We start from the raw sequence: 15,442 nt of genomic DNA, 5'->3' as shown, positions 1-15,442 counted from the left end.
AATAAGTTTACCTACAGGCCTGATTGTATTAAGATTACTTAGTACAATCAGATTTATCAAATGCGTTTATCTCAATATTACCTGCCAACTTTAAAAGAAACCCCGGCTGGTGCTGAAATTATTTCTCATCAATATTTGTTACGTGCGGGCTTAATCAAGCAGACAGCATCTGGAATTTATTCTTGGCTGCCGCTTGGTCTTTTGGTACTTAAAAATATTGAAAATATTATCAGAGATGAAATTGGTGCAATTGAAGTGTTGATGCCTTGTGTGCAGCCAGCAAGTCTTTGGCGAGAGTCAGGACGTTACGATGATTACGGCAAAGAAATGCTACGTATTAAAGATAGGCATGAAAGCGATATGCTTTTTGGTCCAACACATGAGGAGGTGGTAACTGATTTGATTAGAAATACGGTAAAAAGTTACAAAGATTTACCACTTTGTTTATATCAAATTCAGTGGAAGTTTCGTGACGAAGTAAGACCTCGTTATGGCGTTATGAGAGGCAGGGAATTTCTGATGAAGGATGCATACAGTTTTGATGTAGATTACGAAGGTGCACTGAATTCATATAATTTGATGTATAAAACTTACATAAAAATCTTCAAACGCATGGGACTTACTCCAATTGGAGTGAGGGCAGATACAGGACCAATTGGAGGAAATTTAAGTCATGAATTTCATATATTGGCAAACACCGGTGAGAGCACTCTATATTATGACAATAAACTTTTTGAATTACTAGAAAGCGAAGATATTGAAAGCCTGAAGAGCATATATGCAGTTGCAGACGATATGCATGATCCTAAAATTTGTCCTATACCGCAAGAACAGTTAAATGTTAGCAAGGGTATTGAAATAGGGCATATTTTTTATTTTGGTGATAAATATTCGAAACCTATGAAGGCAAGTGTTACTTCTCAAGATGGAAAAAATGTTAACATGCATATGGGTTCGTATGGTATTGGAGTTTCAAGGCTTGTTGGCGCAATAATAGAAGCTTTCCATGATGATAAAGGAATTATCTGGCCAGAGGCAGTAGCTCCTTTTAAAGTTGGTTTGATCAATTTACAAACAAAAGTAACGGAGGCTGCAGATAAAATATACAAAGCTTTGAAAAGCGATGAAGTGCTTTATGATGATACGGACGAAAGTGTAGGAGTGAAATTTGCCAGAATGGATCTGATAGGCTTGCCGTGGCAAATAATTATTGGAAAGAAAGCAGTAACTTCAAATATAGTTGAAGTAAAAAATAGGGCAACTGGAGAGGTAGAGAAAATACAAGTTGAAGAAGCAATAAATCGTTTTAGTGCAAAATGATATACGGTATTGGCACTGACATAGTATATATACCCAGAATATTGAGAATATCACAAAAATACGGGGAAAAATTTCTCAATAAAGTCTATACTAAGAAGGAGATAGAGATAAGCAAAAAATATAATAGCCAAGAAGTAAGAGCAAAATATTTTGCTAAACGCTTTGCTGCAAAGGAAGCTTTTGTTAAAGCGCTAGGCACTGGATTCAGCCAAGGAATTATAATGAAAGATATAGAAATATACAGTAATATCAGGGGAAAACCACATCTTGCTATCACAAAGGATTTCATCTCGAAATACAAGATACACCTTTCTCTAAGTGATGATCAAGATTATGCTACTGCGTTTGTTGTAATTTGCGTTGAGTAGATATTGTTTAGTACATACGATTTCAAAAATTTTTTTGAAATTATACTTTGACCTACACAGATCGACCTTTCTGTGAATCCTGGTTTCTGCTTTCTTCAACTTGTTTTGCAAAAGACGTCTCTTGTGTATTCATATGTTGAAGTGGTTTAGCAATTTCGCGCACAACAGCAGCAACTGCAGTTAAAAACGCCTTGAATAATCCACCTAAAACTCCACCAACTGCTTCTCTACCGTACATACGAGCTTGCTTTTCATTGTCATCAGCAGTTTCCCCTGCCCTCCTTCGTGGATCCATTCTATGAGCAATAACTGAAAACAACACTCCCTTAATTGAAGACTTCACTCGTGCTTTTGCCTTCTGAATATCTTCATCACTTACTACTTCATGTTTTTCCCTACTATTCATTAGCTCCTTTTGTTGTTGAGCACTTAAGATCTCTTCCATCAATTGTTTCTTTCTCTTTTCCAGAACTCTTTTCTTGGACTCTGATTTATCGCGAGTGTGTTTTGTGGTTTCAAGTTCTACATCAATATCCTCAGATGCTGCTTGGCTATATAAGGTTTCTATGAGCCTATCTATACTTCGCTTTACTTGCATAGTCCTTTCGTAACTATCTAAATTATCAACTCCTTCATCAATTTGACTTAAAATATCCTCAAAAGGTTTTAAATACTCTTTAAATTGCTCTTCGAGCTGATTTTCATTCTTCAAATTCCTTTCTCTTCTGTCATCGCTATTCTCTTCAACATTATCATCGCCTTCTTCGAAAAGATCCTCATCGTTCATAATTTTTTTTAATTTATTCCCACTTATTATTATTGTATATGAAAAAATTAAATTAACACTAATGAAAAGTGTTCACAACTTCAGCACTGGCTAAAACTACAGTGAAGCTGTCAAAAGTGGCAGGATCATAATATCTCTCATACAATTCAACCGAACACCTGAGTTTTATCTTCTCCTTAGCATTAAAACTAATCTCATAATCATTATTAGAGTTTAACATTGCAGAATTACGCAATAATTCATCAGCCAATACTGAATTTAAAATGCCATTAATTTTTATTGTAATCTTTCTACTTCCAGCACAATCAAGCACTTTTCTCCAGCCAAAAGAGGAAATATCTTTCATCTCCTCTTTGTTATTACGCAAAGTAAACCTTAAGTTTCGTATATTATTCAGCACAACAAAATTATTGTCATGACCTTTAATTTTCAGCTGTAATTTGCTCATCGCTACCTCCTTGTATTAAAATATCAAAATTAATTGTTGAATGTAAAACTTCATCATGCTGATTTATAGCACAATTACTTTCCAAAATGGTCTCACTACTAATGCTCTTTACCACCAAGCCAACATGCTTTATAGCAGCAAGCATGCTGCTTATATGATAAGTATATATGTCGCATGAAAATCTTACTTTTGTAGCAAAATTAGATAGCATATGCAGGTTAACATAATTTACTATGCGCAATCTCAGATAAGGAATAGTAACCTGCTTAGGCAGGTAATCATAGATGTTAGTAACATATTTCTTTAAATCAGAGTTTGCTTTTAATGTTGCATAAATACTATTATACAACTCATTTATAATTTGAATTTTTTCCATCTCACAGATACGGTTACGAAGATTGCAATTTGCAGGTACAACAGATGGTATCATCCTAGTGCTTACTGTACGAACATTATCTGTCAAGAAGATGTCATCCCATCCCCAGACACTGGTTCACTTTATAATGATGTCGTTCCAGTAGCTCTTTCTTGTCATCCCAGTACTGGGATCCAGCTTTACCTAACTATTTTTCTTGTTGGTCATTTTATTGAAAATGTTTGCTCATTTAGAATTAATTTTCCTGGATCCCAGTACTGGGATGACACCTTCCTTTATGGAATTAAGTTACAATGTTTTTACAGTAAGCGCTGGAATGACACCTTCCCTTATGGAATTAAGTTACAATTTTTGTACAGTAAGCACTGGAATCCAGTTTTCTTAACCAAAAACACTTCATTCTATAATGCAAAACCCATACTCACAAAACCCAATTCATTACTCGCAATCTTGATCCAAGTACTGGTATGACACCATCTGTTGTATCTGCTATTGAATGACAAACAGGAACTACAAAACAACCTTTGGTTCGCGAAATGGAGAATACACCTTCTTTACCTCAGATAAATGGCTACTTACTTCTGATTCACGATTTTTATAGAGAGCAGAAACATGCTGTATAATACCTAGCTTTATTTGCTCAGGAACACTATCATAACCAGCTTCATATACAACATCAGCCCTTATTATGTTCAAATAATTGAAAAATTCAATATAGCTTCCTATATCACTAAAATAATAACTAAGTTTTCTATTCTTATCAGTAGCCAATATTATTTTATTCACAGGACCATAGCTTAAATAGATTCTACGAGGTATATAACCTTCATATGAAACTTGCCACGTTTGCTTTACTAGAGACTTTTCCATATGCCACTGAGCATAATCAGTTGCCATAAAAATAAAACTTGAAATCAACTTATCATCTTGATCATTTTCAATTCGTAAAAAAGATTTAACCTCTCCTAAAGTTACTGGAAAAGATTTAGGCTTAGACTTACGTTGTATATTTATAATTGGATACTTTAGTCTTGTTGACATAACAACCCTCCTTTTCTATATATAGCTAAAATAAGTAAGACTTATCCATAAAAAATCTTACTTATTTTAGTTATCACTTAATATTAAATTGCAGCAGCAACTCTATCGTACAAGTATATTGAGAAGAGAACGTATTAACGCTGTTTCTCCTTTTTTATTGATCAAGTTTACTAAGCCAGATTTTAGTAGATTGACATTCTGAGAATGAATGTTATTGAAAGTGGAGTTTATTTCTTTAGCAAGTAGACTGCGAAATTTCTGCACACTTTCATATGCGATATTTTCAAGTTCATGTGCAAACTTATCTTGAGCTACAGCTGATATGTCTTCAACTTTCTCATTGAACTCTTCTAGCTTTCTTTCCTTACCTTTAAAATTTTTTGCAAAAGTTTTCATATTAATTGGCCTCAACTATTCTTGTAATTATAATGACAATAAAAAGACTACCGAAGTAAAAAATTAGCACTACAATACTGCAAACAACAGCAGCACACCAAACCGGTTCACTTTATAGCGTAAATTCAAGTATGTCATTCAAGTAGCCCTTTTTTGTCATCCCAGTGCCCAGACACTGGGATCTAAGTTGCTCACAAGCAAACTAGCATAGAAAGGTGGTACAACGTTTTCGATGAGATTGCAGAAAGGCTGGATTCCAGCATCAAGTGCTGGAATGACACCCTCTATATAAACGTTAAGAAATTTACTAATAAAAAAAGGCAAAAGCGTTAGCTAGTTGTTACTCTCTCATCCTAAAAATTGGCGTTCTATACTGTATTTAAACATTTTATAAGCCCGCTTCAGCTTATATTAGGTAGAAATTATTGTGAAGACATAAAGTGCACATAGCGGAAAGATTTATAAGACGCCAACTGTATAATACTTTTGTCGTTTAATCTGAACAGATTGAAGGTAATAAAACACTTTGAATTTTATAGTAAGGAAGCTGAAAGATTTGTCAAGTAGTTTTCTTATCTTTTACAGGCATAATTTACATGCTACAATCAAATTTTCATAACTGGTGAATAAAAATGCAAAGAGATAAAATTAAAGTAGAAATAAAAAAGTTATCACATGGCAAAAGCTTGCCTCTTCCCTGTTATGCAACTATGCAGAGTGCTGGCATGGATCTTTATGCTGCATTGGACGACTCTGTTATTTTAAATCCACTTGAAAGGTTACTTATTCCAACTGGCATTGTAATTGCAATACCAAACGGTTTTGAAGGACAAGTTCGCCCACGTTCTGGGCTTGCTGCAAAACATGGAATCACTGTCTTAAATTCTCCGGGCACTATAGACTCCGATTATCGAGGTGAAGTTAAAGTTTGCCTAATCAATCTAAGTAATCAACCATATGAAATAAAAAGAGGAGATAGAATCGCACAAATCCTCATCACTCCTGTATCTCAAGTAATTTGGGATGACAGAGAAGAATTCTACACAGAAGAAACCGTCCGCAATGAAGGGGGCTTTGGCTCAAGTGGTAGGTAGTTTTTTATATGTAAGTTGACTGTATTGATTTTTTTATATATAATATTAATATATTATTAACTTATTTTAAGAGGAAATTATATCAATTTTTAAAAACCACCGTCACAAAACAAACATTGCACTTGTAGCGCTTACTTCTCTGTATGTTATAGGCACAGCAGTAGCACTTTCAACACCGTATTGGGTGTCTTCAACTTCGATTTTAGCGCCAATTGCAGTTTTTGCAGCTACACCACTTGGAATAAGTGTTTTAGCATTTGCTGCTGTTGCACTGGCTAGTTTAGCAATATATTCCATGACTAAAACTCCGGTAGTTTCTATTATCAAAAAGACAGGAGATCTATTTGTGAAAGTAAAAGATGAAGATTTTGAGTATATCAAAAAACACAACCGAAATAAGAATCCAGATGGCAGTATTATCACCGATGAGTATCTTATATATTTTAGCTTAGAAAGTAAAAGTTACTACATTACTGCTACAAGTAAGGAAATGAATAACAATGATGGATTATTAAAGATAAATTCATTAGGAAGAAAAAATGATAAATGTGAGTATGAATTAATACATGAAGAAAAGTCAAAAACGTTAGGTTTAGACTCTGAAGAAAATGATGATAAAGAACTAATCATTAGACTTGTGCCAAGCTCAATTGTTAAATCACCAGAAGCTGAACAACAAAAGAAAGGAAGATCATCACCCAACTAAGTATAAAAGGGGTAGACTAAATAAGTCTGCCCTTCATTTTTTAGTGTTAGTTATTTAGGGAATGTTCAAAAAAGTGTGTCAAAGCGAATTTTTAGTTCAACTCAATTTTTAACCTATCAGGAAAAAAGATATCAAGTTGAGATATAGTTAGAGCCCAATTAGGCAAAGCCATAGCCCATTTTTGCTCTATCTTTTTTATAGCACAATATACCAATTTGTACAAGGCATTTGTACTGGTAAATGAACCTTTGGTTTTAGTAAATTTTCTGATTTGTCTGTGCAACCCCTCAATTGGATTGGTGGTATAAATTAGCCTTCTAACAGGGCCAGAATACTTAAAATAACTAGACAAATTTTCCCAATTGTTTTGCCACGATTTTATGACTAAAGGATATTTTTCACCCCATTTTTCCTCCAGTTCAAGTAAATAATTTTCGGCGATTTCTCTACTTGTAGCACGGTATATTTTTTTCAAATCATTCATAAAAACTTTTATATCTTTGCTGGATACGTATTTTAGTGAATTTCTTATTTGGTGCACAATGCATAACTGTACCTCAGCATTGGGAAATACGCTATTTATAGCTGTAGGGAAGCTTTTCAGACCGTCAACACAAGCTATCAAAATGTCTTCTACTCCTCTCTCTTTTAAGTCATTTAATACGCCTAGCCAGAAGTTAGCTCCCTCACTTTCTGCTAAGTAAAAACCCAGTACTTCTTTTCTGCCATTTTGGTCTATTCCTAATATATTGTACATGCATTTACTTATGCAATGTCCATTCTCTTTGACCTTAAAAAACATCCCATCCATAAATACTATCGGGTATACTGATTGTAGGGGACGACTCCTCCATTCATTGATTATAGGCAGTAATTTATCTGTAATTCCAGATATCTCTGCTGCAGATATTTTATGGTCATAGATTTCTTCCACATAGGATGCTATATCCCTGTATCCCACACCGCTTGCAAACATGTTCAAGACCTTTGTTTCAAGTTCTGTTGTTTGCCTTTTTTTCACTATCTGTGGTTCGAAACTTCCCTCTCTATCTCTTGGTGTCAATAGTTCAAATGAACCTGCACTCGTCTTCAAAGTTTTGCCATTCTTTCCGTTTCTTCGATTCTTTTCTTCTCTTTCATTGGATAAATGATGCTCTATTTCACCTTCTAGACTTGCTTCCAGCAGCCTTTTTACAAATGGTGTTAATGCTCCATCTCTCCCCATCAATGGTTTACCTTCCCTTATTGATGACAGTATATTTGCTTCCAGCTCTTTGTAATCTACCAGGCCAGTCGTTCCATTTTCTATTTTGTAACTCATATATCAAACCTCTATTTTTTGTTTCTATTTTATTTTTATTTCTCGGTTTGACACACTTTTTTGAACATTCCCAAACATCAAATTTTCTTGCTCAAAGACCTTGCTTTTTCTCCAACCTTACTCAAACGTACTCTAGCTTAATGCATAATTTTACCCATAAACAACCTTATCTTTGGTACTTTTATTAGTTACAAGTCATCTAGAAAACCCAGATGCTCTACGAAGCCCACCAATCAATATCAGATCCTGCTCTTGTCCTACAGCATTTAATATAGCGTATAACAAAACCATCGCATCTCCCCCAGTAATACGCTTGCATCCTCCACAAAATTCGTATTCACTTAACTGTCGATTTGCCTCCACCCTTTTTCGTTCAACTTGTTCTGCGGTGTTAGCATACTTCAACTCTATTCCAATTGGATGAGTATCATCATTTTCCGCAGATTTTGATAATACTAGGTCTATTTTCCTTCCTCTCTGTAGCTGGAACTCAATAATTACCTTGGCAGGATTATCGCAACTTTGAAATATCCCACGCAACAAAGCCTGAAATTTAGCTTCATTGTTCACGAGTAGACGGTTTCCATTTAATAACGGAGACAACAGACGAGAAATCTCATTAAATAAAACTTCATACCTAGCCCTGTACTCACCATTAACATTACCATCATTACCAAAATTAGGCTCAGCACTCATCAACTGATCTGCAAGTTGATGTAAATTCCTAACATTACCCATTTGTTCTGAAAACCTTCCCTCGAAATAACCTTCACTATGAGAACGTGAGTAAGCACGTAGTGATTCGAATTTCTTTGCAGAAGCCACTTCCAGATGACCCTGGACATCTACTTCACAAAGTACTTGACGCACCTTAGCATCATCTGTGGCTTGAGGCAGTAACGACAGGTTCAATGCCTTGTCTGGTAAAGTCTGCCACTTTAAACGACGAAAAATGTGAAGCACAACAAAACCAATATTTGATAAAAATAGAGCTAAAGTTAACGCATGGCTTACAATATCTGCTGCATCTCCCCTACCACCTGTACGTTTCATTTTCTCTCCCTGAGAGTGGTTAAATAGATACTTGGTAACCCTTACCTCCCGCCCATCATTTGTTTCTAAGTCCCTCCTTGTAGATAAAACATTTCCAAAAACAAACGATGACGTACAGGAAAAAGTGTTACAATGAGGCGATTGAGTGAACTCTGATGCTATGGGTTGTAAAAAACGTTTTACATTTCCCCTAACTCCATTTCCATGAGGATGTAGTAAACCCGGTATTAAGGAAAGACCACCTTCTGAAAAGGCCTGCACAGAAGTTCGGAGACCAGCACCTCCACGTAATTGAAAATTTAACGCTACACAAACAGCACTTGGTGATGAGGTATGAATAGGCAAAGACGAAACAGAACAACTTTTAGCATAATCTTTAGCTTGCTCTAATCCTTCCTCATCACCAACCTTCAACTCAATTATAATTGGAACCGAATCATTTGTCTGATCAACACCACGAACAAGCAAAACAACATCTGCATAACCTTTTCCTATAAGTAGCTCTGGGTAGAAATCAGCCACAGCTCGGTATCTAAAATTTACTAAAAACCCACACAGAAAACCGTGGTAATCAGACTCTGCACGAAACACTAAGCTATCTTCATGTTCATCATGGATATCAATAACATATTCCAAAATTCTTTTAACATTAGTACGCACTTCTCCTGTATCATCATTTGCCAACTCACTCATCAGGTCTAACAATTCACCTTGTTCTCTGATTGGGTTAATTTCATGAAAAATTGGAGCTCCAGGTTCATCACGTTGAGGAAATCTATCTATTTCATGAATAAACCTACATTCTTCTCCAAACCGAAATATTTTATACTCTTCCCAATCCAGATCCTCATCTTCCTGTAATTCTTGTGGAAGATTCTCTTCTACCTGCTGCTTCTCTTCTGCACTAAACCTTGACCCAGGGCTGTTCTCATTATCAGCAACAGTATAACACCTGACTATTCTTCTATTTTCTTTATTAGTGAGAACAGCAACTTTTAGATTTCCATAATTGTCAAAACGAAAATAGACTCTTTCATCTTCAACTAATATACCTGCATCATGTGCAGTAGAAAACATACCAAAAAAGAATGTAGGAAAAAAGCCAGGCTTATTAGCCGAATGCAAAAAAGATGGACAGTTGTTTAAAAAACCTACAAATTGTCTACTAAACTCATCACAACCTCCACTTAATAAAGCCCTAACTAATTCACGATCTTCATTATTACCATGCATAAATACTCCTATTTGTTAACAACTGCAGCAGGCGAAATACTAACATTAGTACCCACTAACGTAGATTGAGGACCTTCAGTGCTAGCAGAGAATAAATTCAAATTTCTCGCTGACTTACACAACTCTTCTATTAAATTGCAGGAGCTAGTTGCATCTATCATCTTAGAATTCCTTGTTTTATCTAAACTATTTGCTATCCTCTCTTTTAATGATTTAAAGCTTTTGTCTGAACAACAATCTTTAGCAAACTTTAAAATACTCAAGACCAAATCAACTTTTTCACCATCGCCAGCACTTTGAGTATCCTTGCTGTTCTCCTGATCTACAATCAAATTTGAAATTGCATTTTCCATTGCAACAAAAGCAATCCTATCTTTAAAAGGATCGACAACATTTATTTTATTTTGGTTAAATACACTAGATTCCCAAAGACTGCTAATAGCTGACCTTGCTTCATTCCTGTTATCCAAGTCATAATCTTTAGAAACTACAACAAATGAAAGCGATGAGAGAAGATGTGCATATCCTCTAGGTGAAAGCATTTTCTCTACTTCAGATCTTGAACATCCCTCGCTCAAGTACTGGATAACATACTTAGTTGTGCAAAGAAAACCGTGCTCTACTAAGTAACTAAGAGGACGATAGATCACACCCCTATCTTTCTTATTCGGTAGCCCAAGTAGTGACTTATGATCTACTTTTGCGCTTATGACTTTACCTAGAAGGGAACTTAAGGTAGAAGCAAGTTTATAGCTAGATTGCAATGGAGATAATTTTGCAATAGCAGAAACTAGCAATTTTTCTCTCTCTTCTTTCACTAATTTTTCTTCAGAACACAGACGATTATAGAAGTGTTCCACTCCCTTACTCCACTTGAAATCTACAGCCTTATTAAATCCATCTTCTGCTTCTATATTTTCTCTAAGGTTACCTGATTCTTGATCAATCCAGAAATTGAAAACAGGATCACGTCTTCCCATGGAACTTAACAATTCAACTCTTGCAAGCTTATCACTGCAAGCTAAATTCCTATCTTCCTCACATGCACCTTTATGAGATAAGTCAGATCTAAAAGACTCTAACGCCTTGTCAAATAATTGCTTAATTTCACTCTCTACACACTCAATACATGCTATTTTATATATAGCAAATGGATTCAACACACCTGATTTAGCTAATTCTCCTACCAATTTAGCAACATCTAGTGTCGCACCTGACCAACAAGATTCATCACGAAACGCATTACATAAGAGGTCCGATTGCTCAACGGTTAGACCCTCTACTGTTACAGGGTGAGCCTTGACCCATTCCTCAATAGCTGAAGTTCTATCACCTTTAACAACATCCTTCAGCTTACTTATTACTTTGCTAGAGATAATCTCTTTATTTTTTTTAGGATCAGAACTGAGACGAGATCTTTTGCTTGGGCCTGCATTACCCTTCAAATCTTCCGTTCCACGTTTAGTTTTACTTTTTGGCATCTAATTACCTCAAAATCAAATATTCAATGAAGGTATTATACAAGCATTAGAATAATATATAAATCGAAAAATTAGTGTGCACCTAAATTTAAGCAGTAATTATAGACCTGCTGCAAAAGAGGAGATATTAAAGAGAGATGTAGCAAGAGGGAATGAGCTTAAATTATCAAATTAACGTTATTCTACTTTACCTCACTAGCATTTTCCTTACCTTGAGCCTTACTATTACTCACAAATATAAACGTTCGTTACATAGCTCTTAATATGTCTAAAGAGACGAAATTTCCCGAATTATTTATAATGAACCCTTACGATCACATTCTGGGGACGTACATCAGAAAACTTTTATATTATTAGTTTTGTAGTAAAATTATATGAGTACATCGTATCTATTAAATCAGAAGCTTTATGGATTACAGATTGAGAGCTTATTTGTTTGGGGTTATCTGGTTTATACTTAGCTTACTTAGTAGTGTAGCTAATGATACTATATCAAAATATCTAAGTTTACATCTTCAGAGTTTTGAAATAATTTTTTTCCGCTTTCTGTTTACCACTATTACCCTTGTACCTTTTATGTTTTACTATGGAATGGAAGCTTTTAAAACAAGTCAAATATCTATTCAAATAACTAGAGGTGCATTGTTGTTTTGTGGAATGTTCTTATGGACCTATGGATTGAGTATTTTCCCCATAGTAACTGCAACGATTATAAGTTTTTCTATACCATTATTTGTTATACTTCTTGCAATCCCTTTACTAAACGAAAATATAATTTGGCAAAGATGGATAGTAACTATTATTGGTTTTGTTGGTATTGCTATTACCACCAAAGCTCATAGTGAAGACTTTAATCCTAAAATTCTTATTTTTATTGTATCTGCGTTAATCTTTGCTATATTAGACATACTTAATAAGAAACTTGTGATAAAAGAGTCAGTAATAAGTATGTTATTTTATTCAGCTCTAACGACAACTATTTTTTCTACTCCACCTTTGTTATTTTATTGGCATATGCCTTCCTTGTTGGAATTAATATTACTGCTGATTCTGGGAATTAATTCAAATCTAATTTTGCTCTTTATGTTAAAAGCTTTTACTCTTACTGATGCTACTGCACTTGCACCTTATAGGTACATAGAGCTAATAATTTCTGCAATAGTAACATACGTTATATTTAATGAATTACCTGATAAAAGTGCTTTATATGGTACTTTGATATTAATACCATCAACCTTATTTATAATTTATTCGAAAGGTAAGGCAATTAAGCAAAATAATGTAACAACAAAAGTTTATAATTGTTAATGGTATTTATTTAAGCTACATTTTTAAGGTGATAGTAAAATGCACATAACTATTATAGGAGTAGGGTATGTAGGATTAGTATCTGGTACAATGTTATCGGAGCAGGGCCATAAAGTTGATTGCATTGACATAAATACTGAGAAGATTGAACTTTTGAAATCAGGGAAAATTCCCTTATATGAACCTGGATTAGCAGATTATTTAGAGAATAATATAAAGTCACAAAGGATAAGATTTTTTGATTCGTATTCTCAAATAAATCCCAATGCAGAAGTAGTATTTGTAACTGTAGATACTCCATCAGACTCCCTAGGAAATGCAAATTTAAAGAATGTATATAATGCAGTAAGTGAAGTTTCTGAGAGAGTTAATCAAGATTGCTTAATAGTGATAAAGTCAACTGTTCCTCCTGGTACTGCAGAAAATATACATAATTATTTATCTAATAAGGGCTATAACTTTGATTTAGGAGTTAATCCAGAGTTTCTCAAGCAAGGCTCTGCAGTATCAGATTTTTTATACCCAGATAGGATAATAATAGGAGTAAAAACTAAGCTAGCTAGGGCAAAACTAGAAGTTATATATAGATCATTTATAGATAAGAATATTCCGTTAATAGTCACTGATACAGTTACTGCTGAAATGATTAAATATGCTTCTAATGCCTTTCTAGCAACAAAGGTTGCTTTTATCAATGAGATGGCAGGTTTATGTGAGCTATTAGGAGCAGACATTGACCTTTTAGCTAACAGTATGGGAATGGACCATAGAATAGGTAAGGAATTTCTCAAAGCTGGTCCAGGATTTGGAGGATCATGTTTTCCTAAAGATTTGTCAGCTTTAATAAGGCTTGCTGAAGACCACAATGTTAAGCTACAAATTTTAAATTCAGTTAAGGAATCTAACTATAATCATATAACAAACATTGCTAAAAAGGTAGAATATGTATTAAATGGAGTCCAAAATAAAAAAATAGCGATATGGGGGCTAACTTTTAAGTCTGGTACTGATGATGTAAGAAATAGCCCAGCTATAGATATTGCACAATTGTTAGTGAATAACAAGGCTAAAGTTACTGCATATGATCCAATGGGGATGGATAATGCTAGGCAAGTTCTAAAGGATATAGAGTACGCAGACAATGCTATAGGGGCTGCAAGGGACGCGGAAGCCTTGTTATTGTTAACGGAGTGGAAAGAATTTAAAAATCAAGATTTTGCAAGTTTAAAGAGTATTATGGCTGCACCTAATGTTTTTGATTTCCGTAATTTATTAGATAGTGAGCTGTTACTAAGATATGGTTACCATGTTTATTCCTTGGGTAAAAAATCTATCTACAAAGTTTAACTGTTGAGAAATGTTTTTTACACCGCTTTACTTAGTTTTTTAAGGCCTTTGCTTGATAGTATGGAAAAGCAAACGAGTGCAACAACAGAGCAAATGGAAAAAAATGAAAACATAATACTGTTACCACAGTGCTTAACAAGCACTCCTAAGAGCACGCATGAAAATATTGAACTTGCAATATACCCAAATAATCCTGTTAAGCTTACAATTGCACATACATTATTTTGTGGAGCAATTTCTACAGCTATAACACCTGTCAGTACTTGCACTCCAAATATAAAGAATCCTGATAAGATTGCACCAAGGTTCATAAGAATTATATTTTGACCAAAGTTCATTGCAATAAAAGTGAGTGCTATACCCAACATATAAAGTGATGCCAGCAAGCTTCTATTTTGAAAGAAGTACATATCACTAATTCTTCCTGTGATTAAAGTTCCAAGGATTCCACCTAAATCATATACGCCTGTTATTAGTGAGGATTGTACAAGAGAAATTTGTAATTTATCCTTTAAAATTATAGGAAACCAAAAGAAGATTCCCATTTTTATAATATAAGCACAAAAAGTAGCACAACATAGAAACCATATAGAACTTTTCACTTTGATACCTATCTGAGATTTTTGCACCTTATAATAGGTAGTAAAGTTGGCACTTTCTTTGTAATATGCTTTTAATATTATATAAATTCCAAAAAGTAAGCATAAGAGACCAGAGTACAAAAATGCACTTTTTGCATCATAAATTTTAATTATGCTTGGTAATATAATCAAAGTAACACAAGAACCAAGTTGCTGAGATGCGCTCATAACTCCCCATGATGATGCAATTGAAGAGATGCTAGAGTTTGTAACCATAAACTTGGTAATAGCTGGCCAACCTAACCCTTGTGTCCAAGCTAATAATATTAATGTTAACAGTAATAAAGTTAGATTATTATATGATAAAGTTATACCAATGGTTAATAATCCAGTTGCAATATTGCATAGCCCAAACATAAATAATGGATTATTTTTGGAGTCCATGATTATTCCATTAACGAATTTTGATACTCCATAAAAAAAAGAAAAGCAGGCAAAAAAATAGCTTAATTTTACATGGTCAGTATCTATTAACAGTGGTAGAGCAATTGGTATACTTTGTCTTGATAAATAAAGCAGCAT

The 15,442-nt window shown here is 34.4% G+C and carries 16 protein-coding genes; 6 read left to right on the top strand and 10 right to left on the bottom strand.

Going from position 1 to position 15,442, the window contains the following annotated elements:
- Window positions 1-60 precede the first annotated feature (60 nt).
- Complete coding sequence (gene proS, locus OOK82_RS02395; protein ID WP_264704398.1) at window positions 61-1,320, top strand: proline--tRNA ligase; 1,260 nt, start codon at window positions 61-63, stop codon at window positions 1,318-1,320.
- The gene (locus tag OOK82_RS02390; protein WP_264687132.1) at window positions 1,317-1,688 is read left to right on the top strand and encodes a holo-[acyl-carrier-protein] synthase; all 372 of its coding nucleotides are present in this window, start codon (window positions 1,317-1,319) and stop codon (window positions 1,686-1,688) included. The genes proS and OOK82_RS02390 overlap by 4 nt, the downstream gene beginning before the upstream one ends.
- Window positions 1,689-1,740: 52 nt before the next feature.
- On the opposite strand, the gene OOK82_RS02385 is transcribed toward OOK82_RS02390, so the two are convergent.
- The 5 genes from OOK82_RS02385 to OOK82_RS02365 form a co-directional block, all read right to left on the bottom strand.
- On the bottom strand, window positions 1,741-2,475 hold the full coding sequence (locus tag OOK82_RS02385) for a hypothetical protein (RefSeq protein WP_264687131.1): 735 nt from the start codon (window positions 2,473-2,475) through the stop codon (window positions 1,741-1,743).
- Between the two features lie 58 nt (window positions 2,476-2,533).
- Entirely contained in the window at window positions 2,534-2,923 is a 390-nt protein-coding gene (locus OOK82_RS02380) for a phage tail tube protein (protein ID WP_007302803.1), read from the bottom strand.
- Window positions 2,898-3,299 (bottom strand): DUF3168 domain-containing protein, encoded by a 402-nt coding sequence (locus OOK82_RS02375; RefSeq protein WP_264687246.1) that lies wholly within the window; start codon window positions 3,297-3,299, stop codon window positions 2,898-2,900. The genes OOK82_RS02380 and OOK82_RS02375 overlap by 26 nt, the downstream gene beginning before the upstream one ends.
- A gap of 510 nt (window positions 3,300-3,809) precedes the next feature.
- Entirely contained in the window at window positions 3,810-4,340 is a 531-nt protein-coding gene (locus OOK82_RS02370; RefSeq protein ID WP_007302801.1) for a head-tail connector protein, read from the bottom strand.
- Window positions 4,341-4,442: 102 nt separating this feature from the next.
- The gene (locus OOK82_RS02365) at window positions 4,443-4,736 is read right to left on the bottom strand and encodes a hypothetical protein (protein WP_139686435.1); all 294 of its coding nucleotides are present in this window, start codon (window positions 4,734-4,736) and stop codon (window positions 4,443-4,445) included.
- Window positions 4,737-5,368: 632 nt separating this feature from the next.
- Between OOK82_RS02365 and dut the strand changes: the two genes are divergently transcribed.
- The gene (gene dut, locus OOK82_RS02360; RefSeq protein WP_264687129.1) at window positions 5,369-5,830 is read left to right on the top strand and encodes a dUTP diphosphatase; all 462 of its coding nucleotides are present in this window, start codon (window positions 5,369-5,371) and stop codon (window positions 5,828-5,830) included.
- Between the two features lie 102 nt (window positions 5,831-5,932).
- Here the strand turns inward: dut and OOK82_RS02355 are convergent, their stop codons facing one another.
- Window positions 5,933-6,127 carry a hypothetical protein gene (locus OOK82_RS02355; RefSeq protein WP_039833188.1) on the bottom strand — a complete coding sequence of 65 codons (195 nt, stop codon included), beginning with the start codon at window positions 6,125-6,127 and terminating at the stop codon, window positions 5,933-5,935.
- Here OOK82_RS02355 and OOK82_RS02350 point away from each other — a divergent pair.
- A complete protein-coding gene (locus OOK82_RS02350; protein WP_264687128.1) occupies window positions 6,126-6,536 on the top strand; it encodes a hypothetical protein in 411 nt (136 codons plus the stop codon). The two genes, OOK82_RS02355 and OOK82_RS02350, sit on opposite strands and share 2 nt — an antisense overlap.
- A gap of 91 nt (window positions 6,537-6,627) precedes the next feature.
- Here OOK82_RS02350 and OOK82_RS02345 read toward each other — a convergent pair whose 3' ends face one another.
- The 3 genes from OOK82_RS02345 to OOK82_RS02335 all read right to left on the bottom strand — a co-directional run bounded on the left by OOK82_RS02345 (window position 6,628) and on the right by OOK82_RS02335 (window position 11,624).
- Window positions 6,628-7,857, bottom strand: a complete 1,230-nt coding sequence (locus tag OOK82_RS02345; protein WP_264704249.1) for an IS256 family transposase — start codon at window positions 7,855-7,857, stop codon at window positions 6,628-6,630.
- 195 nt (window positions 7,858-8,052) lie between these two features.
- Window positions 8,053-10,143: a PD-(D/E)XK nuclease domain-containing protein gene (locus OOK82_RS02340; protein ID WP_264704248.1), complete on the bottom strand. Its 2,091-nt coding sequence runs from the start codon at window positions 10,141-10,143 to the stop codon at window positions 8,053-8,055.
- 8 nt (window positions 10,144-10,151) lie between these two features.
- Window positions 10,152-11,624 carry a hypothetical protein gene (locus OOK82_RS02335; protein WP_077188281.1) on the bottom strand — a complete coding sequence of 491 codons (1,473 nt, stop codon included), beginning with the start codon at window positions 11,622-11,624 and terminating at the stop codon, window positions 10,152-10,154.
- Window positions 11,625-12,032: 408 nt separating this feature from the next.
- Between OOK82_RS02335 and OOK82_RS02330 the strand changes: the two genes are divergently transcribed.
- A complete protein-coding gene (locus OOK82_RS02330) occupies window positions 12,033-12,932 on the top strand; it encodes a DMT family transporter (protein WP_264704247.1) in 900 nt (299 codons plus the stop codon).
- A gap of 39 nt (window positions 12,933-12,971) precedes the next feature.
- Window positions 12,972-14,279: a UDP-glucose dehydrogenase family protein gene (locus tag OOK82_RS02325; protein ID WP_264704246.1), complete on the top strand. Its 1,308-nt coding sequence runs from the start codon at window positions 12,972-12,974 to the stop codon at window positions 14,277-14,279.
- A 17-nt stretch (window positions 14,280-14,296) separates the two neighbouring features.
- On the opposite strand, the gene OOK82_RS02320 is transcribed toward OOK82_RS02325, so the two are convergent.
- A complete protein-coding gene (locus OOK82_RS02320; RefSeq protein ID WP_406721478.1) occupies window positions 14,297-15,442 on the bottom strand; it encodes an MFS transporter in 1,146 nt (381 codons plus the stop codon).

The sequence above is a fragment of the Wolbachia endosymbiont (group B) of Apotomis betuletana genome (assembly GCF_947250475.1).
GTDB lineage: Bacteria > Pseudomonadota > Alphaproteobacteria > Rickettsiales > Anaplasmataceae > Wolbachia.
The sequence above is the reverse complement of the archived record's forward strand: the minus strand, read 5'-3'. Positions and strand labels throughout refer to the sequence as shown.